This window comes from Rhizobium ruizarguesonis, assembly GCF_012349115.1.
In the GTDB taxonomy this organism is placed as follows: domain Bacteria; phylum Pseudomonadota; class Alphaproteobacteria; order Rhizobiales; family Rhizobiaceae; genus Rhizobium; species Rhizobium ruizarguesonis.
The window spans coordinates 141,599-167,002 of sequence record NZ_PQIG01000089.1; the positions used below are offsets into that span (position 1 = coordinate 141,599).

Sequence of the window (25,404 nt, forward strand, 5' to 3'; positions counted from 1 at the left end):
CGTGGGTGAGCCGTTCCTGCCTCTCTGCCCGCCCCGACCAACCATCAGGTGCAACAAACCAGCCGGACGCGTTCCCATCTCTACACTCGTTTCATCCGCTCGACCGCCATCAGCACCCGCTCCGGCGTCGCCGGCGCGTCGAGCCTCGGGCAGACCTTGTAGTTGGCCACACTTGCCACCGCCATCGACAAGGCTTCCAGCACCGAGATCGCCAACATGAAGGGTGGTTCGCCGACGGCCTTGGAGCGGCCGATGGTGGCCTCAGTGTTCTCGGACCATTCGGCAAGGCGCACGTTGAAGATCTTCGGACGGTCGGAAGCGAGCGGGATCTTGTAGGTGGAAGGCGCATGCGTGCGCAGCCGACCCTTGTCGTCCCACCAGAGCTCTTCCGTCGTCAGCCAACCCAGGCCCTGCACGAAGGCGCCTTCGACCTGGCCCATGTCGATCGCCGGGTTCAGCGAGCGGCCGACATCGTGGAGGATGTCGGTGCGGTCGATCAGATATTCTCCTGTCAGCGTATCGATCGACACCTCGGTGCAGGAGGCGCCATAGGCGAAATAATAGAAGGGCGTGCCACGCCCGGCCTTGCGGTCCCAGTGGATTTTCGGCGTCTTGTAGAAGCCAGCGGCGGAAAGCTGGACGCGAGCGAAATAGGCTTGCTTGATGAAATCGGGGAAGGGGATCTCGATCTCGCCGACGCGCACGCGGTTCGGCAGGAAGACGACGTCGGTAGCCCCAACATCCCATTTCTCGGCGGCGAAGGCCACCAGCCGTTCCTTGATCTGGCGGGCGGCGTCATAGGCGGCCATGCCGTTCAAGTCCGAGCCGGAGGAGGCGGCGGTGGCCGAGGTGTTCGGCACCTTGGCCGTCGTCGTCGCGGTGATCTTCACCCTGTCGATATCGACCTGGAAGCTGTCGGCCAGCACCTGCGCCACCTTGGTGTAGAGGCCCTGACCCATTTCCGTGCCGCCATGATTCAGGTGGATCGAGCCGTCCTGGTAGATGTGGACGAGGGCGCCGGCCTGGTTGAAGGCGGTCATGGTGAAGGAGATGCCGAATTTCACCGGCGTCAGCGCGATGCCCTTTCTGATATAGCGGCTGTCGCGGTTGAAGGCGATGATGGCGTTGCGCCGTGCCTGGTATTCAGCCGTTTCCTCCAGCTCCTCGACGACGCGGGCGATGATATTGTCCTCGACCTCCTGGTGGTAGGGGGTGAGCGTGCGCCCGGAGCCCGGCTGCCCGTAGAAATTCAGCTTGCGGACATCAAGCGGATCCTTGCCGAGGGCATAGGCAATCTCCTCGATAAAACGTTCGGCGCCGAGCATGCCCTGCGGCCCGCCGAAGCCGCGAAAGGCGGTGTTGGAGACGGTGTGTGTCTTCAGCGGCATCGAGGTCAGGTGCACATGCGGATAGAAATAGCTGGAATCGGCATGGAAGAGGGCACGGTCGGTCACCGGTCCTGAAAGATCGGAAGAGAAGCCGCAGCGCGCCGCATAGGTCGCATCAACCGCGTGGATTCGGCCTTCGGCGTCGAAACCGAGCTCATAATCGACGAGGAAATCATGGCGCTTGCCGGTGGCGCTCATATCTTCGTCGCGGTCCGGACGGAATTTGATCGCGCGGCCGAGCTTCTTGGCGGCGATAGCCGCAAGTGCTGCGAACTGATTGCCCTGCGTCTCCTTGCCGCCGAAGCCGCCGCCCATGCGGCGCACGTTGACGGTCACGGCGTTCGAGGGAATATCGAGCACGTGGCCGACGATGTGCTGGATCTCGCTCGGATGCTGCGTCGAAGACCAGACGGTGACCTCGTCGTCCTCGCCTGGGATGGCCACAGCGATATGGCCTTCGAGGTAAAAATGCTCCTGCCCGCCGATGCGCATTTGACCTTTCAGACGCATGGCGGCATTCGTCATTTCCGTGTCCGGCTCGCCGCGCCGTAGCGTCATCGGAGTGATGACGAGCGGGCCGCCATTGGCGAGCGCGCCGTCAATGTCAGTCCAATGCGGCAGGTCGCGATAGTCGATCTTTGCCAGCAGTGCGGCACGGCGGGCGGCATCACGCGTCTCGGCGATGACGGCAAAGATCGGCTGGCCATGGAACTGAACTAAAGTTTCGGCCAGCAGCGGCTCGTCATGGCTGCCGTTGGAGCTGACGTCGTTGACGCCGGGCACATCCTTGCCGGTGAAGACCCAGACGACGCCGGGATGCGCGGCGACCGCAGAAAGGTCGATGCTGAGGATTTCGGCATGCGCCCGGTCGGAGAGGCCGAGGGCGCCATGCAACAGACCTGTGGGTTCCGGAATATCGTCGATATAATCGGCGGTTCCGGTGACATGCTTATGCGCTGAATCATGCCGCAGCGAGCCGCGCATCGGGCCCGCGATGATGGCCTTGCGGTCTTCGAAGGTGGATTTGTCCATCAGCGATGTCCTCCGCGAAGGGAGTGATGGGATGCGGTTACTCCGCACTCCCTCATTCCTGTGCCTGTCACAGGAATCCAGCCACCGCGCGTCTGCGCGGTGAACGACTCATATGATGCTAAGGAAAGGTCTCTCGCGCCCAAGGACTTGGGCGCGCTGGATTCCTGTGACAAGGACAGGAATGAGGGAGGGGAGGCGACCGCGACCGTTCCCATCGAAGCTTGCGACCAGGTCTTGGAGATCAGGCTGAAGATTAATCCTTCCATCACGCCACCTCCTCGAACCGCTTCAGCTCCGCCGGCGCGCCGACGGTCTCAAGATAGAACCGCGTCAGCAGGTTCTTCGTCGTCAGCTGACGGTATTCCGCCGTGGCGCGCCAGTCGGTCAGCGGCTGATAATCGACATCGAATGCGGGGCGGGCTGCCTCGATCGTCGCTTCCGTCCACGGTTTGCCGATCAGTTCGGCTTCCACCGTGCGGGCGCGTTTCGGCGTCGCCGCCATGCCGCCGAAGGCGATGCGGATGTCGGCGATCATCTCGGCCTCGTCAAGCGTCAACAGGAAAGCGCCGAGCACGGCGGTGATGTCCTCGTCGCGCCGCTTGGTGATCTTGTAGGCGGCAAAGCGGCTGGTTCCCGCCGGATAGGGCACATAGACGCTTTCGACGAATTCGCCGGGTTTCCGGTCCTGCTTGCCATAGGCGATGAAGAAATCCTCGAGCGGCAGCGTGCGCGTGCCGTTTACGGAGCGCAGCGTCAGCGTCGCGCCGAGCGCGATCAGCGGCGGCGGGCTGTCGCCGATCGGCGAGCCATTGGCGATGTTGCCGCCGATCGTGCCCATGTTGCGCACCTGCTCGCCGCCGATGCGATCGATCAGCCGCCCGAGCGCCGGGATTTTCTTGGAGATCGCCTCGAAAGCCCTGGTGTAGCTGACGCCGGCGCCGATGGTGACGCCGTCCTCGCCTTCCGTGACCGACTGCAATTCGCTGAGGTGGCTGATGAAGACCACTGGGCTCAGCCTGCGCATCTGCTTCGTCACCCAGAGGCCGACATCGGTCGCGCCGGCGACGATGGTCGCGTCGGGTTCCTGCGAAAGGATTCCTGCCAGTGCCTCCATGGAAGCCGGTACGATCAGTCGGTCTTCGCCATTAGTAATGCTGATGGTGCCGCTCGCCTGCATCGCCCAGAGCCGGGCGACGATTTCCGAACGTGTCCGCTGCAGCGGATCGAAGAGCGTGCTCGGCCGCATCATGCTCACCTGCTCGGCGGCCTTGACGATCGGCTCGTAGCCCGTGCAGCGACAGAGATTGCCTTGCAGTGCCTTTTCGATTTCCTGGCGGCTAGGCTTTTCCTTGGCGAGCCAGAGACCGTAAAGCGACATGACGAAGCCCGGGGTACAGAAGCCGCATTGCGAGCCGTGGCAATCGACCAATGCCTGCTGCACCGGATGCAGCGCGCCGTCCCTGCCGGCCAGATGCTCCACCGTCACCACATGCGTAGCGTGTAAGGAGCCCATGAAACGGATACAGGCATTGACCGATTCATAGGCGAGTTTGCCATCGGCCAGCCGGCCGACGAGCACGGTGCAGGCGCCGCAATCGCCTTCCGCGCATCCTTCCTTGGTGCCCGTCAGCCGCCGCTTCAACCGCAGAAAATCGAGAAGCGTCTCGGTTGGCCTGACATCGGTGAGCGTGATGTCCTCGCCATTCAGGATGAAGCGGATACTGTCGTTCATGATGTTCCTGTTGTTGTTTTTCCAAATGGTTAAGCCGCCGTCCAGCCACCGTCAATCGAGATGTGCGTTCCGGTCACCTGCCGGGCGGCATCGCTGGCGAGGTAGAGCGACAGTGCGCCTATTTCCTCGGCCTTGACGAATTCATGCGTCGGCTGCGCCTTGAGGATGACCTCGCTCTTCACCTGCTCCTCGGTCATGCCGCGCGCCTTGGCGGTGTCCGGTATCTGTTTCTCGACGAGCGGTGTCAGCACGTAGCCGGGGCAGATGGCGTTCACCGTCACGCCGAATTCGGCAAGCTCCAGCGCCGCCGTCTTCGTCAGGCCTAATATACCATGTTTTGCCGCGACATAGGCGGATTTGAAGGGGGAGGCGACGAGCCCGTGGGCCGAGGCGATGTTGATGATGCGGCCGTGCTTCTTAGCCTTCATCAGCGGGATCGCGGCGCGCATGGTATGAAAGGAACTCGACAGATTGATCGCGATGATCTGATCCCATTTCTCGATCGGGAAATTCTCGATCTTCTCGACGTGCTGGATGCCGGCATTGTTGATCAGGACATCGACGCCGCCGAAGGTTTTCGCTGCCGTTTCGATCAGGTCGGCGATCTCCGCCGGCTTTGTCATGTCGGCCGGATGATAGAGCGCCCGGCCTTTGGACAATGATTCAAGCCGTTCGGCGATTGCCTTGATTTCGTCAGCTTTTCCGAAGCCGTTGATAACGACGTTGTCGCCCGTTTCGGCGAAGGCAGTGGCGATCGCAAGGCCGATGCCGCTGGTGGAACCGGTGACGACGACTGTTCTGCTCATGCTGTTCTCCCTGAAATCACGATGCTGCGTTGCAGCGTTAGCTGCGAGGTTATGCCCAAAGCCGGCGGGCTGGCAATTCCGCTTTATTCGCTTTTCTCGCCCGCATCCGTGTCCTATTGATTTGTCACGATAATCGACATGTTAAGGGAGAGATTTCATGAGCGGATATGTTCTGGCGATCGATCAGGGAACGACGTCGACGCGGGCGATCGTCTTCGATGGCGACATGCATGTCGCCGGCAAGGGCCAGAAGGAATTCACCCAGATCTATCCACGCTCCGGCTGGGTCGAGCACGATCCGGAGGAGATCTGGGATTCGGTCGTCTCCACCGTCCACATGGCGCTGCGCGATGCCGGGATCGAGGCTAGTGATCTTGCCGCACTCGGCATCACCAACCAGCGCGAGACCGTCGTCGTCTGGGAGCGCGAGACGGGCCGGCCGATCCAGAATGCCATCGTCTGGCAGGACCGGCGCACGGCAAGCTATTGCGACAATCTGAAACGGCAGGATCTCGAGCGGCTGTTCACGAAGAAGACCGGCCTCATCCTCGATCCTTATTTTTCCGGCACCAAACTCTCCTGGATGCTTGCCAATGTGAAAGGCGCGCGGGCGCGTGCTGCCAGGGGCGATCTCTGCTTCGGCACGATCGACACCTTCCTGATCTGGCGGCTGACGGGTGGGAAGAGCTTCGTCACCGACGCCACCAATGCCTCGCGCACGCTGATGTACAACATTGCCGAAAACGCGTGGGACGAGGATCTGCTCGATATTCTGAGGGTCCCCGCCGCCATGCTGCCCGAAGTGAAGGATTGCGCCGCCGATTTCGGCACGGTCGATCCTGATATTTTCGGTGCTGCTATCCCGATCCTCGGCGTGGCCGGCGACCAGCAGGCGGCAACCATTGGCCAGGCGTGTTTTGCGCCGGGCATGATGAAATCGACCTACGGCACCGGCTGCTTCGCGCTGCTCAACACCGGCGCCGATATGGTGCGTTCCAAAAATCGGCTGCTGACGACTATCGCCTATCGCCTGAATGGCGAGACGACCTATGCGCTGGAGGGTTCGATCTTCATCGCGGGTGCCGCCGTGCAATGGCTGCGCGACGGGCTCGGCATCATCGGCAGCGCTGCCGAGACCAACGCGCTTGCCGAAAGGGCCGATCCGACGCAGGAGGTCTATCTCGTTCCCGCCTTCACCGGGCTCGGCGCGCCGCATTGGGATGCCAAGGCGCGCGGCGCGATCTTCGGGCTGACGCGCAACAGCGGTCCGGCGGAACTCTCCCGGGCGGCACTGGAAGCCGTCTGCTATCAGACCCGTGACCTGCTCGATGCCATGCAGAAGGACTGGAAGAATGGCACCGAGGACACGGTGCTGCGCGTCGACGGCGGCATGGTGGCCTCTAACTGGACGATGCAGCGCCTTGCCGACCTGCTCGATGCGCCGGTCGATCGCCCGGTGATCCTGGAGACGACGGCGTTGGGGGCCGCCTGGCTCGCCGGCAGCCGGGCAGGGGTGTGGCCGGACCGGGACGATTTTTCGGCGACGTGGAAACGGGATCGGCGGTTTGAGCCTGAGATGGACGAGAAGGTGCGGGCGGCAAAACTCAAGGGTTGGAAGAATGCGGTCAAGCGGACCTTGAGCGAGGGCTAAAGGGTGATCAGCGCCGTACTATGGCTCCGCTCGTCCCGGCAGACGCCTGGCCATTTCTTCAGCCACGGCGTCGCCGTTCTTCGGAAGATCACGAATTTCCAGTCAATAATTTTTTGATGCGGCCTGTCGGGTAAGCGGTTACTCCTTCGTCATTCAAAAAGAGGAGTGAGCGATGCTTTATGCAATCCTTTGTTACGCCCATGAGGAAACCGTCTTCGCCTGGTCTAAGGAGGAAGAAGCTGCCGTCATGGAGAAACTCTACGCCGTGCAGGAGCCGCTTGCCGTATCCGGCAGGCTCGGCCCTGTCGGTCGGCTGATGCCGACGACGGCTGCGACCACGGTGCGCAAGGGCAGGGACGAGCCCTTGGTCATCGACGGGCCTTTTGCGGAAACGAAAGAGGCGCTTCTCGGCTTCTATGTGGTCGACTTCGAAACGCTCGACGAGGCGATTGTCTTCTCGAAGCAGCTATCGGCCGTCAATCCAGGTTCCACCTCTTACGAAATTCGGCCTTTCTACGTCTTCAGGCCCGGAGATGCTTCATCATGACAGACATTGCCTGGATCGACCTCGCGCTTGCATCGGCTCGCCCGAAGGCGCTCGGCGCGCTGCTGCGCTATTTCCGCAATCTCGATACCGCGGAAGAGGCGTTTCAGGAGGCGTGTCTGAGGGCGATCCGGACATGGCCGGAGAAAGGGCCGCCGCGCGATCCCACAGCCTGGCTCATCTTCGTCGGCCGCAACAGCGGCATCGATGCGGTGCGCAAGCGGGCGAAGATCCAGGCTCTGCCTGATGAGGACGTCATCTCCGATACCGAGGATGCCGAAAGCGACATCGTCGAGCGGCTGGACGATTCCAATTATCGCGACGATATTCTGCGGCTGCTGTTCATCTGCTGCCATCCCGATCTGCCCGCGACCCAGCAGATCGCGCTGGCGCTGCGCATCGTCTCCGGCCTTTCGGTGCCGCAGATCGCGCGTGCCTTCCTGGTTTCCGAGAGCGCCATGGAACAGCGCATCACCCGGGCCAAGGCGCGCGTCGCCAAGGCAGGTGTGCCTTTCGAAACGCCGAGCCCGCAGGAGAGGGCCGAGCGGCTCTCGATCGTCAGCACAATGATCTACCTGATCTTCAACGAGGGCTACAGCCAGGCCGATCCCAGGCATGAGGCGGCTGCCTTCAGTGACGAAGCGATCCGGCTAGCTCGGTTGATGCTGCATATCTTCCCGTCGGAACCGGAACTGATGGGGCTGCTTGCGCTCATGCTCCTGCAGATATCGCGCCGGCCGGCACGCTTCAACGCCGGAGACGAGATCGTGCTGCTCGAAGATCAGGACCGGTTGCTCTGGAACCGACCCTTCATCAACGAGGCCTTGGCGCTGCTCGACAAGGCGCTGCGCCATCGTCAGCCCGCTCCTTATCAAATTCAGGCAGCCATCGCCGCTGTTCATTCCCGCGCCAATCGTGCCGAGGATACAGACTGGGTGGAGATCGATCTGCTCTATCGCGCGCTGGAGCGTCTCCAGCCGTCGCCTGTCATAACGCTGAACCGGGCCGTCGTCGTCTCCAAGCTCCAGGGTGCGCAGGATGCGCTCGACCTCATCGATCCGCTCGGCGAAAAACTCGGGGGCTATTTCTACTATCACGGCTTACGGGGCGGGCTGCTGAAGCAGCTTGGCTTGACCAGCCAGGCACGAGAAGCCTTCGACCGCGCCATTGCGCTCGCCCATTCGGCGGCCGAGGCAGCCCATATCCGCCGGCAGATCGACAAGATGCAGGAAGAGGCCACGCAGCCGATCGCAAAATAAAATGCGAAAAAGCCGGCGCGTTGTCGGAACGTCGAACTTCGGCACGTCCTTGTAACAACCTGACAGGAAACAGGTTTCATTCAAATGGAGAGATGTCGACATGACTGCCAGCACGCAACATGAACTTGTCCTCGTTCGCGAATTCGACGCGCCACGTGAGAAGATTTACAAAGCATGGACCGATCCCGCCTTGCTGAAGCAGTGGTTCGTGCCGCGTCCCTGGGGTGTGACGGAAGCAACGCTCGACGTCCGCCCCGGCGGTTCCAGCGTCGTCGTCATGCATGACCCCGAGGGCAATCAATACCCGAACCGTGGCGTCTATCTCGAAATCGTCGAGAACGAGAAGATCGTCTTCACCGATGCCTATACCAGCGCCTGGGTGCCTTCCGAGAAACCTTTCTTCACGGGCGTCATCCTGCTCGAAGATCTCGGCAACGGTCGCACGAAATATACGGCCAAGGCGCTGCACTGGCGCGCGGAGGACAAGGAAGCACACGAGAAGATGGGTTTCCACGAAGGATGGGGCAAGGCTGCGGACCAACTGGCGGAGCTGCTGGCGAAGATGTGAGCGGCGCGGTGAGACCGCGTCGTCCTGACGCTTCAAGCAAGGTTTGAGGCGGTTCGAAAAAAGATTCCGCCGGTGCTTCGAAGTCGTTGAATTCAGATTCGAATTGGTCTTCGATCGATCTTCCAGATCGTCAGAGACATCATGCCGCCTATCGAAATTCTCGAACATTCCGTTCCAGAATTTGTATTTGCGCTCTATCCCCGGCATCCTTATCTCAACCGAGAATTCAACAGGATGCCGACAATGGAACTGGGGCTTTACACATTCGCCGACGTCAATCCCAACCCTTCCCGCAGCAAGGGCGCGGAAGCGGCCGAACGGCTGAAGCATCTTATCGAGGAAATCGAGCTTGCCGATCAGGTGGGGCTCGACGTCTTCGGGCTCGGCGAACATCATCGGCCGGATTATGCGGCGTCGGCTCCCGCGGTCGCGCTGGCGGCGGCCGCCGTCAAGACGAAGAACATCCGGCTGACCAGTGCGGTCACCGTGCTCTCGTCCGATGATCCGGTGCGCGTCTTCCAGCAGTTTTCGACGCTCGACCTGATTTCCAACGGCCGAGCCGAGATCATGGCCGGGCGCGGTTCCTTCATCGAGTCCTTCCCGTTGTTCGGCTATAATCTCGAAGATTACGACCAGCTTTTCGAGGAGAAGCTCGATCTGCTGCTGGCGTTGCGCGACAGCGAGGTTGTGGAGTGGAAGGGCGAGCTTCGCGCGCCGATCAACGGGCGCGGCGTCTATCCGCGACCGCTGCAGGATCCGTTGCCGTTGTGGGTTGCGGTCGGCGGTACGCCGCAGTCGGTGGCGCGCGCCGGCGCGCTGGGCCTGCCGGTGGCACTGGCGATCATCGGCGGCGAGCCGCGCCGTTTCGCGCCGCTCTTTGATCTCTACCGCGAGGCCGCGCGCCGGGCAGGGCAGGATCAGGCGAAGCTTAAGACCAGCATCAACGTCCACGGCTTCATCGCCGATACGACGGAGGCCGCCGCCGACCAGTTCTACGGTCCGCAGGCCGAGGTGATGAACCGCATCGGCCGCGAGCGCGGCTGGGGGCCGACGAACCGGGCGCATTTCGACATGTCGCGCGGGCCGAATGGTGCGCTCTTCGTCGGCGATCCCGAGGCGGTCGCCGAAAAGATCATCGCCCATCACGCGCTTTTCAAGAACGACCGCTTTCTGCTGCAGATGGCGATCGGTCTGATGCCGCATGCCGAGATCATGCGCGGTATCGAGCTTTATGGCACGAAAGTCGCGCCGATCGTCAGAAAGGCGTTGACTGATAGCAGCGAAGAGGCGAAAGCCACGGCTTGACGAGCGCATAACGCCGAAAATCGGAATCGATTTTCGAAACTGAGTATGCGCAGATTTGAAGTGACAGAGCGTCCTTAGGCTTCCTGTTGGAGGCGCGGCGCTCAAGGCGGCCGCTGCCGCCCCTGCGCAAGGCCGGAACAGACGAATGGTTATCGCAAACGACGACGAACTGACAAAGCTCAAGGAGATCGGCCGCATCTGCGCCAACGCCATCCAGGTGATGGCGGCGGCGATGGAGCCCGGGATGACGACACTGGAGCTCGACCAGATCGGCCGCAAGGTGCTCGAGGATTCGGGCGCGCGCTCGGCGCCGGAGTTCTGCTACCAGTTTCCCGGTGCCACTTGCATCAGTATCAACGAGGAAATCGCCCACGGTATTCCCGGCCCGCGCGTCATCCGCGCCGGCGACCTCATCAACATCGACGTCTCGGCGGAAAAGGATGGTTTCTTTGCGGATACCGGCGCCTCCTTCGCGATGCCGCCGGTCAAACCGAAGATCGAGCGGCTTTGCCGCGACGGTAAGCGGGCGCTCTGGGTCGGTCTCAACCAAGTGAAATCGGGCGAACCGCTGGCGAAGATCGGCACAGCCGTCGGCGCCTTCGCGCAGAAGAACCGCTATACGCTGGTCGCCAATCTGGCGAGCCACGGCGTCGGCCGCTCCCTGCATGAGGAGCCGGCCGAGCTCTCGACCTGGCCGGACCCTTCGGAAAAACGGATGATGACGGAAGGTCTCGTCTTCACCGTCGAGCCGTTTCTCTCACTCGGCGCGACATGGGCTGAAGGCGGCGACGATGCCTGGACGCTCTATGCCGATCCGAAGGCGCCGACCGTGCAATACGAACACACGGTGGTGGCGACGCGCAACGGGCCGGTGATTCTGACCTTGCCGGATGAGCGGGCGTAAGACCGGCGCTGGACAATGAAGATGGCGGGAGCTGACTTCGTCTCAAATCCCGCCGTACAGTCTTCGTCTCAGCCCCGCGTTCCCGGCCTGCCGCCTTGCAGGATTTCGGTGGCGGCGCGTTCGAGGATGCCGGCGATGCGGGCGGCTTCGGGTTTCGACCAGGGATAGCGCATCCGCATGGCCGAGCGCAGCAGCATGCGGGCGGCGCGGATATCGCCGCCGTCCTGCATGAAATCACCGTCATCGCCTTCGTCGGCGCCGTGACGGTCGGTTTCGAAGACACGCTTCACATGGGCCATCTTCTCGCCGATGCGTTCCAGCTTGGCGAACGTATGCAGGATCATGGCGCGGTTTTCCTCGACGCGGCCGCGGCCGGCCTCGGTGATACGGTAGAGCTTCTTGGCGCCCTCGACCTCGACCTCGGCAAGGCCGGTTTCCTCGAGATAGGTGAGGGCGGGATAGATGACGCCGGGGCTCGGCACGTAGAAGCCGCCGGACCGCTCCTCGAGCAACTTTATCAATTCATAGCCGTGGCGCGGCTGCTCAGCGAGCAGGGCCAGGATGACGAGCTGGAGATCGCCAGCCGCAAATTTGCGGCCCATGCGGAAATCTCCGCCGAACATGCCGCCTTTAAAACCTCTCATGGGTCTTCCTTTCATCGTTAGATGTATCGTTGACTATGTCGTAAAACATATATCGTAAGATAATTGTTTTCAAGAGGGGGTGAAAATTTCCGGCGTTTCGGGAAATTGATCGATCGATCAGAATTACTTGATTGTGCCACCGATGCTGCAGCGCGATAAACGCGGGCATGCTCGCCCGCACCCGAAACTCCCCACCGAACCTCGTCTCCACCGCCGCTGCCGGCGCTGTCGCCATGGCAGCTGCCATGGGCTTCGGGCGCTTCTCCTACACGCCGATCCTGCCCGGTATGATCAGCGGCGTGCCGCTTTCGGCGGCGGATGCCGGCTTTATCGCATCGGCCAATTTTGTCGGTTATCTCGTCGGTGCCGTGCTTGCCGCCTATGGCTGGGCGGCCGGACGGGAGCGGCTGGTGGCGCTGCTGTCGCTGCTGGCAACCGCAATCCTGCTTGCCGCCATGGCCACCACCGATTCCGTTGCCGTCTTTGCTATCATTCGCTTCCTGGCCGGTGTCGCCAGCGCCTTTGCGATGGTCTTCACCTCGTCGATCGTGCTCAGCCACGGGGCTGCCGCCGGCAACGACCATGTGCAGGCGGCGCATTTCGGCGGGCCGGGGGCAGGTATTGCGCTTTCTTCGGTCATGGTGCTGTTGATCGGACTTGGCTTTCACGACGGGCCGGGCGGTTGGCGCGTCGACTGGATCGGTGGGGCGCTCTACTGCGCGGCAAGCCTCGTCGTCGTCTTCCTGCTATTGCCGTCGGCGCCGGCGCAATCGGCGCAGGCGGGCAAGGAGCCGGCGCTGGTCTGGAACCGGCCGATGGTGCTGCTGACGCTGTCCTACGGCCTGTTCGGTTTCGGCTACGTCATCACCGCGACCTTCCTCGTCACCATCGCGCGCCTTTCTGCAACGGGACCCTTCGTCGAATTCCTCTGCTGGTTCATCGCCGGGCTGACGTCGGCGGTAGCGCTGTTTGCCTGGAAGCCTCTGGTCAGGCCGCTCGGGCTTGGCGGGGTCTACGTCGCAGCCCTTCTGGTCGAGGCCGCCGGGGTGCTTGCGACGGTGGCGCTACCGCCTTCCGTCGCACCGCTGATCGGGGGAGCGCTGTTCGGGGCGACGTTCCTGGCGATCACCGCTTACGGACTGCAGATCGGCCGCAAGCTTTCGCCTGACAGTCCGCGGCGGATCCTGGCGATGATGACGGCCGCCTTCGGCGTCGGCCAGATCGTCGGGCCTGTTGTCGCCGGCTGGATCGCCCAGCGCGCAGGCAGCTTCACCGTCCCGACAGTGATCGCAGCCATAGCACTCGTCGCCTGCGCAGCGCTGGTGATGCCGGTGATCAAGAAAATCTCTTAACCGGTTACATCTCCGTAACAATCGGCCGAACCCATTGCTGCTTCCTTCGAACTGCCTTAGTTTCCGGCACAATCAGTGTTCGACGACACTCCCGAGACTCACAGTTCAGGAAAGCAAAGCCTCCCGTGTTTCATTCCTTTTTTCCGCAGCCAAAGGCGTTCTTTACTTCGCTCGTCGTTTGGACCCTGATTTCCATTGCCGGCTGGTATCTCTTCGCCGCCAGTCTCGGCGCATCGCTGGGCTACGCGCCGGTTGCAGAAGAACAGCAGCCGATTGACCTCTCGTTCTTCCTGCTGCCCGAAAATGTCTGGTTCTACGGCTATTTTCTGCTGTCGGCGGCGATCTTCTGCGCCGCGTGGCATCTGAAAGCGCTGAACCACCCCTGGAAGATTTGGTCGATCTGGGGTTCGGCGCTGATCATCTTCGTGACCTACTTCGGCGTCCAGATCAGCGTTGTGATCAATAACTGGCGCCGGCCGTTTGGTGACCTTCTGCAGAACGCATTGTCGAAGCAGCCAGGCATTTCCGTCGACAATTTCTACACCCTGATGTGGGTCTTCTGCCAGATCGCATTCCTCAGCATGTTCGTATCGATCATGACCGACTTCTTCACCAGCCATTACATCTTCCGCTGGCGAACGGCGATGAACAATTTCTATATGTCGAAGTGGGAAAAGCTTCGTCATATCGAAGGTGCCTCCCAGCGCGTTCAGGAAGATACGATGCGCTTTTCGAGCACGCTCGAAGGTCTTGGCATCAGCCTCATCAACTCGGTGATGACGCTCGTGGTATTCCTTCCGATCCTTCTGGCGCTGTCGCATTACGTGACCGAACTGCCGTTCATCGGGCCGGTGGCGAATTCGCTCTTCTGGCTGGCGCTGTTCTGGTCGGCGTTCGGCACGCTTCTGCTGGCGGTCGCCGGCGTCAAGCTGCCGGGGCTGAACTTCCGCAACCAGCGCGTCGAGGCGGCGTATCGCAAGGAGCTCGTCTATGGCGAGGACCATGGGGAACGGGCTGAGCCGCTGACAGTCAGGGAGCTCTTCGGCAACGTTCGCCGTAACTATTACCGCATGTATTTCCACTACATGTATTTCAATGTTGCCCGTTATTTCTATATCCAGGCCGACGCGCTCTTCGTGGTCTTCATGCTGGTGCCGACGATCGTGGCGGGCACTATCACTTACGGTATCTTCCAGCAGATCTCGACCGCCTTCGGACAGGTCAGCAACTCGTTCCAGTATCTCGTCAATTCCTGGACGACGATCATTGAACTGCTCTCGATTCACAAACGCCTCAAGGCCTTCGAGGCGGCAATCGACGACGAACCGCTGCCTGAAATCGACCAGCGCTACCTAGAGCGCGAGACGGGCGTTGTGCACGCCGACGGTTGATGGGCGGGGTATTCTGCGAGCGATCGGAAGATTGGCGTTTGGGGCGCCTCCTCCTCGCTGGGTAGAAGGGGGGCGCAGCGTCGCAACGAATCTCTTCTCCCCAGCGGGGAGAAGATGCCGATAGGTAAATGAGGGCGGCGGCCCGGCACGTTGTCTCGTTCAAGGGAACTTAGAGACACCTTGCAGGCTCGACAGCGCTCATAGCCGCCATCAAAGACCTGACGTCTGCAATCTGCCGCGGGCCTCGATCATCGGGATCGCTTCCGAATAGCTGACGCAGGCCACATCCGTTCGGTGGCAGACGTCGCTGACAAGTCGGTCTAGCGCCCGCCAGTAGGCGCCGCCGTTCATTTCGACGAAGTGGAAGCCGAGCTGGAGCGGGATGCGGGCGCCGGCATATTGCTTGTCGAAAGCCTCCTTGAAGGCGGCATAGGCGCGGTCCTCGAATTCCGTGGAATCGGCCGTATCCTCCTCACCCTTGGAATGGCGGACGAAGAGATTGTAGTCCATGCCGATGATTGGCTTTTCGCTCGGGCCTTCGGGGATCAGCGGCAGGCCGAAGCGAGTGATGCCGTCTTCCTCGACAGGCATGGCAGGCCCTTTGGTGACGAGGCTCGCGTCATAAGTGAAGCCCGCCTTCTTTTCGGCGGCGATCATGTCGGCGCCCGCAGTTGCCGAGAGATAGGGGGCGCGAAAGCCCTTGATGCCGTGATCAACCAGATCCTGCCAGCCGGCAGGCGCCTGAAGGCCGACGCTCTTCCAGGCATTCTCAAGCGTCGCGTGGAAGGTGGCGTATTCGGCCGACCAGTCGGCCTCGCTCCAGAGGCGGCCGTCGAAATGGCCGCAGGCATGGCTCGATATGTCGTGTCCTTCGAGATGGGCGTGCCAGATATTGCCGAGGCGCTCGCGGATCTCGTCGTCGCTCTGGGCGAAGCCCACGTTGGATTTTCCGCGTTTCTGGTACGGCGCCTGGTAGGCCTTCTTCGCCGCCTCGTTCATCAGGAAAGTGCAGGAGAGAAAATAGGTGAAGTGGGCACCGTTCTTCGCCGCCATCTCGCGACTCTTCAACCAGAGCGCATTGTCGTGGGCACCGTCGAAGGAAATGATGACGAGCTGTTTCGGCCGGTCGGCCGCCTCGGCAATCGCCGGGATGAGGAGCGAAACAGAAAGGCAGGTGGAGAGGAGAAGACGGGACATAGACACCGCGACAATTTGTTCGGGGTTTCCTCCAATAGAATTGCGGCGAAGCTGCGGTCTCGCTGGCATTTTTTCACGCCAGGCTCTAAGCCATGACAAACGGCACGGAAGGGATCCACAATGACATTGCTTATCGTCGGCATCATACTTTTCCTCGGGGTGCATCTGGTGCGAGTGGTGTCGCCGGACTTTCGCCGTTCGATGATCGCAAGCCTCGGCGAGAAGGGCTGGCGGGCGGCCTATTCGATTGCCAGCATCGCCACGCTGATCCTTTTGATCTACGGCTTCGGGCAGGCGCGTGATGTGACCGGCGTGCTTTACAATCCGCCGGTCTGGATGGCGCATATAACAATCACGCTGATGCTGATCGCGATGATCTGTCTCGTCGCCTCGCTGCTGCCGGCGGGGCATATCGCGACCAAGACCAAGCATCCGATGGTGCTGTCGGTGAAGATCTGGGCGCTGGCGCACCTGCTCGCCAATGGCGAGACGTCGTCGGTCCTGCTGTTTGCCGCCTTTCTCGCCTGGGGCGTCATCCTGCGCATTTCCCTGAAACGGCGGCAGCGGGCGGGTGAGATCACGCTCCGGCCGTTCGTCTCGGCCAAATACGACCTCTATGCGATCGTTATAGGCATCGTCGTCTGGGCGCTGATCATCTGGAAGCTGCATGAATGGTTGATCGGCGTTTCGCCGCTCGTCATCTGACCCGCGCATAACCCCAAAAATCGATTCCGATTTTTGGAAAGGATTACACGCGGATTCAAAGTGTTAGAGCGTCCTGTTGGACGCGCGGCGCTTTAGAGCGGTTCAGCTTTTCACGGAAGCTCAGAACCGCTCTAACCTTTTGTTTCTATGCAATTCCCGGCAAAAGCGCTTCGCGCTTTGCGTGGGAAAACCGCTTCGCACTTTTCCTGGAATTGCTCTAATCTTTCACATCCCCCTTACAACCGCTGCAAAATGGAGTAGAAGGCCCGACAATATGCGTTTTGCATGGTGTATGGGTATTTCCGCGGCCGGAGACGAGAATGGCATTCAACGACGACAGCTTCATCCGTGAAGTCAATGAGGAATTGCGATCCGACCAGATGAAGGGCGTCTGGCGCCGGTTCGGCCGCTATATCATCGTCGTCGCCATTCTGATCGTCGCCGGCACAGCCGGCAAGGTTCTCTACGACTATTGGGACGACAACCGTTCCTCCGGCACCGGCGACCAGTTCCTGGCGGCGATGAAGCTTGCCGACGAGAACAAGAACGACGAGGCGCTGGCCGCGCTCGACAAGCTTGAGAAGGAAGGCCATGGCGCCTATCCGGTGCTGGCACGCATGCGGGCCGCGACGGTCCAGGTGCAGAAGGGCGATACTGCTGCCGCGATCGCCGCCTTCAACGAGATCGGCAAGGACAACGGCGTTCCGGCCGCCGTGCGCGATGCCGCCAAGATGCGTGCCGGCTGGCTGCTCATCGAGAACGGCGCTTACGAGCAGGTTTCGGCCGCGATCGAGGAGATGGCCGTTCCGGGCAACGCCTTCCGTCATTCGGCGCGCGAGGCACTCGGCCTTGCCGCTTACAAAGCCGGCAACATGGCGCAGGCGCGGCAGTGGTTCCAGTCGATCGTCGACGATACCGACAGCCCGCGCAATGTTGCCAATCGCGCCCATATGATGCTTGATCTGATTACCGCATCCGGCAAGGCGCCCGCCGCTCAGGGCTGAGCTTAAGGAAAAAGAATGAGTTTCACGGTCGCCATCGTCGGTCGTCCGAATGTCGGCAAGTCGACACTTTTCAACCGGCTGGTGGGCAAGAAGCTGGCGCTTGTCGATGACACGCCAGGTGTAACCCGCGACCGCCGGCCGGGCGATGCGCGGCTGATGGGCCTGACTTTCACGATCATCGACACGGCTGGTCTGGAAGAGGCCGACGCGGAGAGCCTGCAGGGCCGGATGCGGGCACAGACGGAAGCGGCGATCGACGAGGCGGATCTTTCGCTCTTCGTCGTTGACGCCAAGAGCGGATTGACGCCCGTCGATACCGACCTTGCCGAAATGCTGCGCCGGCGCGGCAAGCCGGTGGTGCTCGTTGCCAACAAATCCGAGGCACGCGGCTCCGATAGCGGTTTCTACGACGCCTATACGCTCGGGCTCGGCGAGCCGACGCCGATTTCGGCCGAACATGGGCAGGGCATGCTCGACCTGCGTGACGCCATCGTTGCGGCAATCGGCGAGGACCGAGCCTATCCCGCCAAGGAGGATGTCGCCGTCACTGACGTCGACATTCCGCAGACCGAAGGCGAGGGCAGCGACGAGGACGAGGAGCCGACCTATGATGAGACGAAGCCGCTCAGAGTGGCGATCGTCGGCCGGCCGAATGCCGGCAAGTCAACACTGATCAATCGCTTCCTCGGCGAGGATCGGCTTTTGACCGGGCCGGAGGCAGGCATCACCCGTGACTCCATTTCGGTCGAATGGGACTGGCGCGGCCGCACCATCAAGATGTTCGATACGGCAGGCATGCGCCGTAAGGCGCGGGTGATCGAGAAGCTGGAGAAGCTTTCGGTTGCCGATGCGCTGCGCGCCATCCGCTTCGCCGAAACCGTCGTCATCGTCTTCGACGCGACGATCCCCTTCGAGAAGCAGGACCTACAGATCGTCGACCTGGTGCTGCGTGAAGGCCGTGCCGCTGTGCTCGCCTTCAACAAGTGGGACATGATCGAAGATCGGCAGGCGGTGCTTGCCGACTTGCGCGAAAAGACCGACCGGCTGCTGCCGCAGGCGCGCGGCATCCGCGCCGTGCCGATCTCCGGCCAGACCGGCTGGGGGCTCGACAAGCTGATGCAGTCGATCATCGACACGGACAGGGTCTGGAACAAGCGCATCTCGACAGCGCGGCTCAACCGCTGGCTGGAGACGCAGCAGATCCAGCATCCGCCACCGGCCGTTTCCGGCCGCCGCATCAAGCTGAAATACATGACGCAGGTCAAGGCTCGCCCGCCAGCCTTCATGATCTCCTGCACCCGGTCGGATGCGCTGCCGGAATCCTATACACGCTATCTGATCAACGGGTTGCGCGCCGATTTCGACATGCCGAGCGTGCCGATCCGCATCCATTTCCGCTCGCCTGAAAATCCGTTCGAAGGCAAGAAGAGGCGGACGTAGGCGGGGAGCTTGCACTGATTGGTGGGGCATTGCGCACGCGTCGTGGAGCCCCCCTCTGCCCTGCCCGCCAGGGCAGAAGAGGTGTATCACAGGCACTGTGATAGCTATCTGGCAATCTAAGCCACGTTTTTGTTCAGCGCTTCACGCAGTGCCACGATCTCGGCCTGGAGGCGGGTGAGGTCGACTGCATCGCGACCGCTGGCAGCGGCGATGCAACCCGGGATGCCGATCGCCTTTTCCTTCAGGCGAATGCCTTCTTCGCTCAGGCGGATGACGACGACGCGTTCGTCCTCCCGGCTGCGTTCGCGTTTGACATAACCTGCGGTTTCAAGGCGTTTGAGCAGCGGGGTCAGCGTGCTCGATTCCAGGAAGAGCTTTTCACCCAAGCCGCCGACGGTCTGGCCGTCCTGCTCCCAGAGCGAAACCATCGCCAGATATTGCGGATAGGTGAGGCCGAGCGTGTCGAGCAGCGGTTTGTAGACGCGATTCATTGCGTGGCTTGCCGTATAGACGGCGAAGCAGATGAAATTGTCGAGCTTCAGTTGATCCTGCATGAGCATATCTCCAAAACCAATCAAATATATATCGTGCGATAAATAATCGTAGGCGCTTTTTATGCATGGCAGCTATGCGGAAATTTAATTTGCACGATAAACAATCGTGCACGATATAAAAGCCGTGTTCGCGACGAACATCGAAACCGAGAGGACAAGACAATGTCGACCATCAAGACCGCAGTTTCCGCAGCAGCACTGCTCGCAGCCTCCGCCGTTGGCGCGCTTGCCGATCCGGTACTCGAACCGACAACGCAGAAATTCATCGACGGGCTTGCCGGCGGCAAGCCGATCTACACGCTGTCGCCGGCCGATGCCCGCAATGTCCTGGCCGGCGCGCAGAAAGGCGATGTGAAGAAGCTTGCCGCCAAGGAAGAGGACAGGGTCATCAAGGCTGGTCCGACAGGCAGCATCAAGCTGCGCATTGTCCGCCCGGAACATGCCAAGGGCACGCTGCCGGTCATTCTCTATTTCCATGGCGGCGGCTGGGTGCTGGGCGATGCGGATACGCATGACCGGCTGGTGCGCGAGATCGCCAACGGCGCCGATGCCGCCGTCGTCTTCGTCGACTACGAGCGCTCGCCGGAAGCCCGCTATCCCGTTGCCATCGAGCAGGCTTATGCTGCGACCAAATATGTCGCCGAGCATGCCAAGGAGTTCAAGGTCGACGCCTCCAGGCTCGCGGTCGCAGGTGATAGCGTCGGCGGCAACATGGCGGCGGCGGTGACGCTGCTTGCCAAGGAACGCGGCGGTCCTGCCATCGATCAGCAGGTGCTGTTCTACCCCGTCACCGACGCCAATTTCGACAATGGTTCCTACAACCAGTTCGCCGATGGCCCGTGGCTGACGAAGGAAGCGATGAAATGGTTCTGGAACGCCTATCTGCCTGATGAAGCCAAGCGCAAGGAGCCGACGGCCTCACCGCTGCAGGCGTCGCTGGAGCAGTTGAACGGCCTGCCGTCAGCGCTTATCATCGTTGACGAGAACGACGTGCTGCGTGACGAGGGCGAGGCCTATGCCCGCAAGCTCAGCCAGGCTGGCGTCAAGGTCACGTCGATGCGTTATAACGGCACGATCCACGATTTCGTGCTGCTGAACGCCATTGCTGAAACGCCTGCCGCGCGCAGCGCGATTGCGGTCGCGAACGACACGCTTCGCAGCGCGCTTCACAAGTAAAATCAATCAGTCTGCAGACGGGAGAGGCCCGGCGGTTTCGCCGGGCTTTCTGCTTCTAGGAAGCGACTTGGCATACTGCCAAGCCTTCCGCCATTTCGGCGTGATGACGCCATTGGCGGCGCGGATATTGTTGATGAACTGCAGCGTCGCCGCTTCCCAGGAATATTGCATGGCGAGTTCGCGCGCCTTGCCGCGCGAGGCGGAGAGGGCAGCAAGGCAGGCGGCCTGCAGGTTCTGGTCGAGCGCGCCGACTTCGCTATCCTCGCCGATGATATCGAGCGGGCCGGTGACCGGATAGGCTGCAACGGGCACGCCCGATGCCAGTGCTTCGAGGATGGTGTTGCCGAAGGTGTCGGTGAGCGAGGGAAAGACGAAGACGTCGGCCTGGGCATAGGTTTTCGCCAGATCCTCGCCGAGCTGCACGCCGGCGAAGAAGACGTCGGGATATTGTTTTTCCAGTTCGGCGCGGGCCGGACCGTCGCCAACGACGACCTTGGAACCCGGCAGGTCGAGATCGAGGAAGGCCGGCAGGTTCTTTTCCAGCGCCACGCGGCCGACGGTCATGAAGATTGGGCGCGCCAAGCCGAACGGGTTTGCCGCGAGCGCCATCGGACGGAACTGGGTGGCGTCGATGCCGCGGCTCCAGGGCATGAGGTTGCGGATGCCCTTTTCCGACAGTTCGCGGGCAAGGCTCGGTGTCGCCACCATGCAGCCGGCGCCGCCATTATGGAACCAGCGGACGAAGGAGTAGAGCCAGCTCTTCGGTATCGGCAGGCGCGCGGAAACGTATTCCGGGAAGCGGGTGTGGTAGCTCGTCGAAAACGGCATGCGGTTCTTCAGGCACCAACGGCGGGCGGTCAGCCCCAGAGGACCTTCAGTGGCGATATGCACGTAGGAGGGATTGTGCTTTTCAATCTCGCGGGCGATGCGGCGGTAATTGGCGATCGACAGGCGGATCTCAGGATAGGTCGGGCAGGGGATGCTGTTGAAGCGCTCCGGCGTCACCATCGAAACCTCGACGCCCATCTTCGCCAGTTCGCGGTTGGTGTTCTCGATCGAACGCACGACGCCGTTGACCTGCGGGTGCCAGGCATCGGTGACGATCACCAGCCTCTCGGGCAGGTTTCCGGCGGCAGCGGCATTGGCCCAGCTCTCGCCGCTATAAGTGTTTGCCGGACGTTGCAGCATGTCACGATTTCCATCCGCGTCGCAGTGATATGCCAACGCTCAACCCCAAAGCGGGGTTCCGGAACGGCGATTCCCGCTTCTCTATTTTGAGGCATGACCATGATGGAAATATTACAGCCCATATCGCAAGGATTGCAGGGCTTTCGCCTGACCGATCGCCCCGATTATATCGGTAGCCGGCGGCGGTTTTCATACGGAAAAAAGAAGGTCACGGCGCCGGTCCTGGACCGGCGCCGTTCGGGAGGTCAGGCGGCAGCAGAAGCCGAGCTTGCAGTCGGAACTTCCGAGATCGTCTTCAGAACCTGCGAAGCGATCTGGTAGGGGTCGCCTTGCGAGTTCGGGCGGCGATCTTCCAGATAGCCCTTGTAGTCGTTCTTGATGAAGGAGTGCGGCACGCGGATCGAAGCACCACGGTCGGCAACGCCGTAGGAGAACTTGTTCCACGGAGCAGTCTCGTGCTTGCCGGTCAGGCGCTTGTCGTTATCGGGGCCGTAGACCGCGATGTGGTCCATCAGGTTCTTGTCGAACTGCGCCATCAGCGCTTCGAAATATTCCTTGCCGCCGACTTCGCGCAGGTACTTGGTCGAGAAGTTGCAATGCATGCCCGAGCCGTTCCAGTCGGTATCGCCGAGCGGCTTGCAATGATACTCGATGTCGATGCCGTACTTTTCGGTCAGGCGCTGCAGGAGGTAGCGTGCCATCCAGATCTGGTCGGCGGCCTTCTTGGAGCCCTTGCCGAAAATCTGAAATTCCCACTGACCCTTGGCCACTTCGGCATTGATGCCTTCGTGGTTGATGCCGGCAGCGAGGCAGAGGTCGAGGTGCTCTTCGACGATTTCGCGGGCGACATCGCCGACGTTCGAGTAGCCGACGCCGGTGTAATAAGGACCCTGCGGAGCCGGGTAGCCCTGCTCAGGGAAGCCGAGCGGACGGCCGTTCTGATAGAAGAAATACTCCTGCTCAAAGCCGAACCAGGCATCTTCGTCGTCGAGGATGGTGGCGCGGGCATTCGATGCGTGCGGCGTGACGCCATCCGGCATCATGACTTCGCACATGACGAGAGCGCCGTTGGTGCGGGCCGGATCGGGATAAATGGCGACGGGCTTCAGCACGCAGTCAGAGCTGCGGCCCTCGGCCTGCATGGTCGACGAACCGTCGAAGCCCCACAGCGGAAGCTGTTCCAGCGTCGGGAATTCATCGAATTCCTTGATCTGCGTCTTGCCACGCAGGTTCGGTACCGGTGTGTACCCATCGAGCCAAATGTACTCGAGCTTAAATTTTGTCATCGCGACTCTCTCAGTGCTACAAAGGTGAGCAAATCCGGAGGCAATCTCGGCGCGCAAGCGCATCCGATCGCCAGGGATGATGCTTTAAAAGCACGTAGCGTGCCAGTTTTGGCGCCACGCGAAAGAAAAATCGCGAATCAGCATACCGACCGATTTTTCCCCTTTTGGAAAATCGGGCTGTTTTTAACGCTCGCAGGCGGTATCGCCCATCAAAACGCACTTTTCCCGTCTGGAACCGGATGAAAATTGCGGCGTTAAGCTGAAATGATGAAGTGTTAAACAAATTGGCGGAAGCTTTTGGTCGAGACAGCATGCCGACCGGCTACAATTGCAACATTGCTCTTATTTTGTGCAATTTGCATAAACTATGTGCATTATGCTATGGTAGCGGTCCTGAAATGTTGATACGCCGAGCTGAATGGAGGCGATCTCATGCCCACCGGTTTCCACCGTGAATCCGCAACGATCTACCAGTTTCCCGTCAAGGCGATACGCAACGCCAACCGGTTCGAACGCGCCCGCCTGATGGAGCGCGAGGCAGCCGAAGTCTGCGATGCCGCGCTCGACAGCTGCTGGTACCATGACGAGGCGGTTCGCGAATCCGACCGGCCGACGAAGTCCTGATTTCCCCTGGTCGCACAACCCTGAAATCGGAATCGATTTCGGGGAGGAACAGCGGAGCAAGCGATGTCGACAAGGCGGGGAGCGCCTGCGCATCGCGTTCGTACTGTGTCGGCATGTGTGGCTAGCCGCCATCCAATCCAAGCTTCTCCTTCACCACCAGTGCACCATGTTCGCTGACGACGCGGGCAGCGACCTTTGCTGCGAAACGGGCGGCGGCAGGCGCATCGCCTGCTTCGAGATATCGTGCGAGAAAGGCGCCGTTGAAGCTGTCGCCGGCGCTGGTCGTGTCGACCACCTTCTTCACCTTTTCGGCCGGAACGAAGGTTTGCTCGCCGGCAAAATTCAGCGTGACACCGTCAGCGCCGTTCTTGACGACGATATCGACGGCACCCAGTGCACGGTAGCGATGGATCGTCGCCTCGATGGAATCGTCGCCGAAATGGGCGGCCTCGTCGTCGAAGCTCGGCATGACGACCACGGAGGAGCGGGCGCCTTCGCTGATCGTCGTGTGCATCACGTCGTAGCTCGACCAGAGGCGCGGGCGGATGTTCGGATCGAAGACGACGAGCTTGCCGGCGGCCTTGGCGCGACGGACTTCGGCGAGCAGCGTCTCGGCATCCTCATGCGGCAGGATGGCAAGGGTGATGCCGGAGAAATAGATGACGGCAGCGCTTTCCACCGCCTCGCGCAGACTGTCCGGATCGGCAGCCAGGCTGCGGGCCGCCGAGCTGTCGCGCCAGTAGCTGAAGGAGCGTTCGCCATTCTTCAGGTTGATCATATAGAGACCGGGCGTCCTGCCCTTGATGCGGCGGATGAGGCTCGTGCCGATACCTGATGTGTCGATGAAGGCCAGCATTTCATCCGACATGGCGTCGTCACCGAGGGCGGTGAAATAGTCGACCGACCAGTCGGCGGCAAGGCAGGCGCGGGCATACCAGGCGGTGTTGAAGGTATCGCCGGCAAAGCCCTTGCGCAGCAGGCCGTCGCCTGCTTGCGAGAGTTCCACCATGCATTCACCGATCGATAGAAACCGTCTGCTCACCTTGTCCTCCCGGCATTAGAGCGCCGAGCGTCGAACAGGACGCGCTAAGGACGCTCTATCACTTTGAATTGGCGCACAATCCTTTCCGAAAATCGATCCCGATTTTCGGAAAGGATTGTGCGCTGGTCTTCATTCGCTGATACGCGGAGCCGGGCGAAGTGACAAGCGTCGATATCACGCGAGATGAAAGCCCGCCTTCACGGACGATGCGAGGGCGGGCTCTTAATACCTATTCGTGGATAGTGTAGCTGCCCATCGCGCAAAGATTCTGCGTGTCTTCGGTGGTTGCGAGGTTTGAGCCCTCCTCGAATTCGAAGCGCATGTCATATTTGCAGACGGTGCGGCCATCGGCGATGGTGATGTCCATGCTTTCACCAGGATTGAGAACGTCGTCGCCGAAGACGTCTTCTTCCCATTCGTCGACGCCGGTCGGCGAGCTGTAGAAGCGCGCCAGGACGGAGTTCGTTCCATTGGTGAGCTTGAAGCTTAGATCTTCTGCATGCGACGAACCGGCGGAGGCGGCGATCATCGTGGCGGCGAGTGCGATCAAAACTGATATCTTCGATTTCATATATGCGTTCCCCTGGCTTGCGATTAGGCCAAAATGGGATA

Annotated in this window: 24 protein-coding genes; 14 read left to right on the forward strand and 10 right to left on the reverse strand. The window is 61.1% G+C overall.

Going from position 1 to position 25,404, the window contains the following annotated elements:
• Positions 1-80 precede the first annotated feature (80 nt).
• The 3 genes from xdhB to C3Y91_RS22240 form a co-directional block, all read right to left on the reverse strand.
• The gene (gene xdhB, locus C3Y91_RS22230) at positions 81-2,420 is read right to left on the reverse strand and encodes a xanthine dehydrogenase molybdopterin binding subunit (protein ID WP_168575795.1); all 2,340 of its coding nucleotides are present in this window, start codon (positions 2,418-2,420) and stop codon (positions 81-83) included.
• 265 nt (positions 2,421-2,685) lie between these two features.
• Positions 2,686-4,152, reverse strand: coding sequence for a xanthine dehydrogenase small subunit (gene xdhA, locus C3Y91_RS22235; RefSeq protein ID WP_018073877.1), 1,467 nt, complete (start codon positions 4,150-4,152; stop codon positions 2,686-2,688).
• A gap of 29 nt (positions 4,153-4,181) precedes the next feature.
• Entirely contained in the window at positions 4,182-4,958 is a 777-nt protein-coding gene (locus tag C3Y91_RS22240) for a 3-hydroxybutyrate dehydrogenase (protein ID WP_075224549.1), read from the reverse strand.
• Between the two features lie 157 nt (positions 4,959-5,115).
• On the opposite strand from C3Y91_RS22240, the gene glpK reads away from it, so the two are divergent.
• The 6 genes from glpK (at position 5,116) to map (ending at position 11,189) form a co-directional block, all read left to right on the forward strand.
• On the forward strand, positions 5,116-6,609 hold the full coding sequence (gene glpK, locus C3Y91_RS22245) for a glycerol kinase GlpK (protein ID WP_168575796.1): 1,494 nt from the start codon (positions 5,116-5,118) through the stop codon (positions 6,607-6,609).
• A gap of 172 nt (positions 6,610-6,781) precedes the next feature.
• Positions 6,782-7,156 (forward strand): YciI family protein, encoded by a 375-nt coding sequence (locus C3Y91_RS22250; RefSeq protein WP_024319478.1) that lies wholly within the window; start codon positions 6,782-6,784, stop codon positions 7,154-7,156.
• Complete coding sequence (locus tag C3Y91_RS22255; protein WP_024319479.1) at positions 7,153-8,412, forward strand: RNA polymerase sigma factor; 1,260 nt, start codon at positions 7,153-7,155, stop codon at positions 8,410-8,412. Before C3Y91_RS22250 ends, C3Y91_RS22255 begins: the two co-directional genes overlap by 4 nt.
• A gap of 100 nt (positions 8,413-8,512) precedes the next feature.
• Complete coding sequence (locus C3Y91_RS22260) at positions 8,513-8,980, forward strand: SRPBCC family protein (protein WP_018073882.1); 468 nt, start codon at positions 8,513-8,515, stop codon at positions 8,978-8,980.
• A 243-nt stretch (positions 8,981-9,223) separates the two neighbouring features.
• Positions 9,224-10,285: an LLM class flavin-dependent oxidoreductase gene (locus tag C3Y91_RS22265; protein WP_024319480.1), complete on the forward strand. Its 1,062-nt coding sequence runs from the start codon at positions 9,224-9,226 to the stop codon at positions 10,283-10,285.
• A gap of 145 nt (positions 10,286-10,430) precedes the next feature.
• Positions 10,431-11,189 carry a type I methionyl aminopeptidase gene (map, locus tag C3Y91_RS22270; RefSeq protein WP_130662031.1) on the forward strand — a complete coding sequence of 253 codons (759 nt, stop codon included), beginning with the start codon at positions 10,431-10,433 and terminating at the stop codon, positions 11,187-11,189.
• Between the two features lie 68 nt (positions 11,190-11,257).
• Here map and C3Y91_RS22275 read toward each other — a convergent pair whose 3' ends face one another.
• Positions 11,258-11,833 (reverse strand): PadR family transcriptional regulator, encoded by a 576-nt coding sequence (locus C3Y91_RS22275; protein ID WP_003541914.1) that lies wholly within the window; start codon positions 11,831-11,833, stop codon positions 11,258-11,260.
• A gap of 167 nt (positions 11,834-12,000) precedes the next feature.
• On the opposite strand from C3Y91_RS22275, the gene C3Y91_RS22280 reads away from it, so the two are divergent.
• Together C3Y91_RS22280 and sbmA are read left to right on the forward strand one after the other, a co-directional pair.
• Positions 12,001-13,185 carry a YbfB/YjiJ family MFS transporter gene (locus C3Y91_RS22280; protein ID WP_168575797.1) on the forward strand — a complete coding sequence of 395 codons (1,185 nt, stop codon included), beginning with the start codon at positions 12,001-12,003 and terminating at the stop codon, positions 13,183-13,185.
• A 125-nt stretch (positions 13,186-13,310) separates the two neighbouring features.
• On the forward strand, positions 13,311-14,576 hold the full coding sequence (gene sbmA / locus C3Y91_RS22285; protein ID WP_075224546.1) for a peptide antibiotic transporter SbmA: 1,266 nt from the start codon (positions 13,311-13,313) through the stop codon (positions 14,574-14,576).
• Positions 14,577-14,786: 210 nt separating this feature from the next.
• On the opposite strand, the gene C3Y91_RS22290 is transcribed toward sbmA, so the two are convergent.
• Entirely contained in the window at positions 14,787-15,773 is a 987-nt protein-coding gene (locus C3Y91_RS22290; RefSeq protein ID WP_168575798.1) for a polysaccharide deacetylase family protein, read from the reverse strand.
• Positions 15,774-15,893: 120 nt separating this feature from the next.
• Here C3Y91_RS22290 and C3Y91_RS22295 point away from each other — a divergent pair, with 120 nt between their 5' ends.
• The 3 genes from C3Y91_RS22295 to der all read left to right on the forward strand — a co-directional run bounded on the left by C3Y91_RS22295 (position 15,894) and on the right by der (position 18,922).
• Positions 15,894-16,478, forward strand: coding sequence for an NnrU family protein (locus C3Y91_RS22295; protein ID WP_130655995.1), 585 nt, complete (start codon positions 15,894-15,896; stop codon positions 16,476-16,478).
• A 320-nt stretch (positions 16,479-16,798) separates the two neighbouring features.
• Positions 16,799-17,482 carry a tetratricopeptide repeat protein gene (locus C3Y91_RS22300; protein WP_018073889.1) on the forward strand — a complete coding sequence of 228 codons (684 nt, stop codon included), beginning with the start codon at positions 16,799-16,801 and terminating at the stop codon, positions 17,480-17,482.
• A 15-nt stretch (positions 17,483-17,497) separates the two neighbouring features.
• Positions 17,498-18,922 (forward strand): ribosome biogenesis GTPase Der, encoded by a 1,425-nt coding sequence (gene der / locus C3Y91_RS22305; RefSeq protein WP_024319485.1) that lies wholly within the window; start codon positions 17,498-17,500, stop codon positions 18,920-18,922.
• Positions 18,923-19,038: 116 nt separating this feature from the next.
• On the opposite strand, the gene C3Y91_RS22310 is transcribed toward der, so the two are convergent.
• The gene (locus C3Y91_RS22310; RefSeq protein WP_075224569.1) at positions 19,039-19,476 is read right to left on the reverse strand and encodes a MarR family winged helix-turn-helix transcriptional regulator; all 438 of its coding nucleotides are present in this window, start codon (positions 19,474-19,476) and stop codon (positions 19,039-19,041) included.
• 162 nt (positions 19,477-19,638) lie between these two features.
• On the opposite strand from C3Y91_RS22310, the gene C3Y91_RS22315 reads away from it, so the two are divergent.
• The gene (locus C3Y91_RS22315; protein WP_064247877.1) at positions 19,639-20,652 is read left to right on the forward strand and encodes an alpha/beta hydrolase; all 1,014 of its coding nucleotides are present in this window, start codon (positions 19,639-19,641) and stop codon (positions 20,650-20,652) included.
• A gap of 6 nt (positions 20,653-20,658) precedes the next feature.
• On the opposite strand, the gene C3Y91_RS22320 is transcribed toward C3Y91_RS22315, so the two are convergent.
• Positions 20,659-21,840 (reverse strand): glycosyltransferase family 4 protein, encoded by a 1,182-nt coding sequence (locus C3Y91_RS22320; RefSeq protein WP_075224545.1) that lies wholly within the window; start codon positions 21,838-21,840, stop codon positions 20,659-20,661.
• 245 nt (positions 21,841-22,085) lie between these two features.
• The gene (locus C3Y91_RS22325; protein ID WP_017965408.1) at positions 22,086-23,126 is read right to left on the reverse strand and encodes a glutamine synthetase beta-grasp domain-containing protein; all 1,041 of its coding nucleotides are present in this window, start codon (positions 23,124-23,126) and stop codon (positions 22,086-22,088) included.
• A 24-nt stretch (positions 23,127-23,150) separates the two neighbouring features.
• Between C3Y91_RS22325 and C3Y91_RS22330 the strand changes: the two genes are divergently transcribed.
• Positions 23,151-23,369: a hypothetical protein gene (locus C3Y91_RS22330; protein WP_130662029.1), complete on the forward strand. Its 219-nt coding sequence runs from the start codon at positions 23,151-23,153 to the stop codon at positions 23,367-23,369.
• A 189-nt stretch (positions 23,370-23,558) separates the two neighbouring features.
• Positions 23,559-23,750 (forward strand): glutamine synthetase translation inhibitor GstI, encoded by a 192-nt coding sequence (gene gstI, locus C3Y91_RS22335; RefSeq protein ID WP_018073894.1) that lies wholly within the window; start codon positions 23,559-23,561, stop codon positions 23,748-23,750.
• A gap of 121 nt (positions 23,751-23,871) precedes the next feature.
• On the opposite strand, the gene C3Y91_RS22340 is transcribed toward gstI, so the two are convergent.
• Complete coding sequence (locus C3Y91_RS22340; protein ID WP_018073895.1) at positions 23,872-24,792, reverse strand: sugar kinase; 921 nt, start codon at positions 24,790-24,792, stop codon at positions 23,872-23,874.
• A 229-nt stretch (positions 24,793-25,021) separates the two neighbouring features.
• Positions 25,022-25,363: a hypothetical protein gene (locus tag C3Y91_RS22345; RefSeq protein ID WP_164567987.1), complete on the reverse strand. Its 342-nt coding sequence runs from the start codon at positions 25,361-25,363 to the stop codon at positions 25,022-25,024.
• Positions 25,364-25,404 lie beyond the last annotated feature (41 nt).

Coding starts and splice junctions, on each gene's coding strand:
- C3Y91_RS22325 (WP_017965408.1), bottom strand. CDS start 23,126: ATGACAAAATTTAAGCTCGAGTACATTTGGCTCGATGGGTACACACCG.
- glpK (WP_168575796.1), top strand. CDS start 5,116: ATGAGCGGATATGTTCTGGCGATCGATCAGGGAACGACGTCGACGCGG.
- gstI (WP_018073894.1), top strand. CDS start 23,559: ATGCCCACCGGTTTCCACCGTGAATCCGCAACGATCTACCAGTTTCCC.
- C3Y91_RS22260 (WP_018073882.1), top strand. CDS start 8,513: ATGACTGCCAGCACGCAACATGAACTTGTCCTCGTTCGCGAATTCGAC.
- C3Y91_RS22265 (WP_024319480.1), top strand. CDS start 9,224: ATGGAACTGGGGCTTTACACATTCGCCGACGTCAATCCCAACCCTTCC.
- der (WP_024319485.1), top strand. CDS start 17,498: ATGAGTTTCACGGTCGCCATCGTCGGTCGTCCGAATGTCGGCAAGTCG.
- C3Y91_RS22345 (WP_164567987.1), bottom strand. CDS start 25,363: ATGAAATCGAAGATATCAGTTTTGATCGCACTCGCCGCCACGATGATC.
- C3Y91_RS22275 (WP_003541914.1), bottom strand. CDS start 11,833: ATGAGAGGTTTTAAAGGCGGCATGTTCGGCGGAGATTTCCGCATGGGC.
- C3Y91_RS22240 (WP_075224549.1), bottom strand. CDS start 4,958: ATGAGCAGAACAGTCGTCGTCACCGGTTCCACCAGCGGCATCGGCCTT.
- C3Y91_RS22280 (WP_168575797.1), top strand. CDS start 12,001: ATGCTCGCCCGCACCCGAAACTCCCCACCGAACCTCGTCTCCACCGCC.
- map (WP_130662031.1), top strand. CDS start 10,431: ATGGTTATCGCAAACGACGACGAACTGACAAAGCTCAAGGAGATCGGC.
- C3Y91_RS22315 (WP_064247877.1), top strand. CDS start 19,639: ATGTCGACCATCAAGACCGCAGTTTCCGCAGCAGCACTGCTCGCAGCC.
- C3Y91_RS22255 (WP_024319479.1), top strand. CDS start 7,153: ATGACAGACATTGCCTGGATCGACCTCGCGCTTGCATCGGCTCGCCCG.
- C3Y91_RS22290 (WP_168575798.1), bottom strand. CDS start 15,773: ATGTCCCGTCTTCTCCTCTCCACCTGCCTTTCTGTTTCGCTCCTCATC.
- xdhB (WP_168575795.1), bottom strand. CDS start 2,420: ATGGACAAATCCACCTTCGAAGACCGCAAGGCCATCATCGCGGGCCCG.
- C3Y91_RS22300 (WP_018073889.1), top strand. CDS start 16,799: ATGGCATTCAACGACGACAGCTTCATCCGTGAAGTCAATGAGGAATTG.
- C3Y91_RS22295 (WP_130655995.1), top strand. CDS start 15,894: ATGACATTGCTTATCGTCGGCATCATACTTTTCCTCGGGGTGCATCTG.
- xdhA (WP_018073877.1), bottom strand. CDS start 4,152: ATGAACGACAGTATCCGCTTCATCCTGAATGGCGAGGACATCACGCTC.
- C3Y91_RS22250 (WP_024319478.1), top strand. CDS start 6,782: ATGCTTTATGCAATCCTTTGTTACGCCCATGAGGAAACCGTCTTCGCC.
- C3Y91_RS22320 (WP_075224545.1), bottom strand. CDS start 21,840: ATGCTGCAACGTCCGGCAAACACTTATAGCGGCGAGAGCTGGGCCAAT.
- C3Y91_RS22310 (WP_075224569.1), bottom strand. CDS start 19,476: ATGCAGGATCAACTGAAGCTCGACAATTTCATCTGCTTCGCCGTCTAT.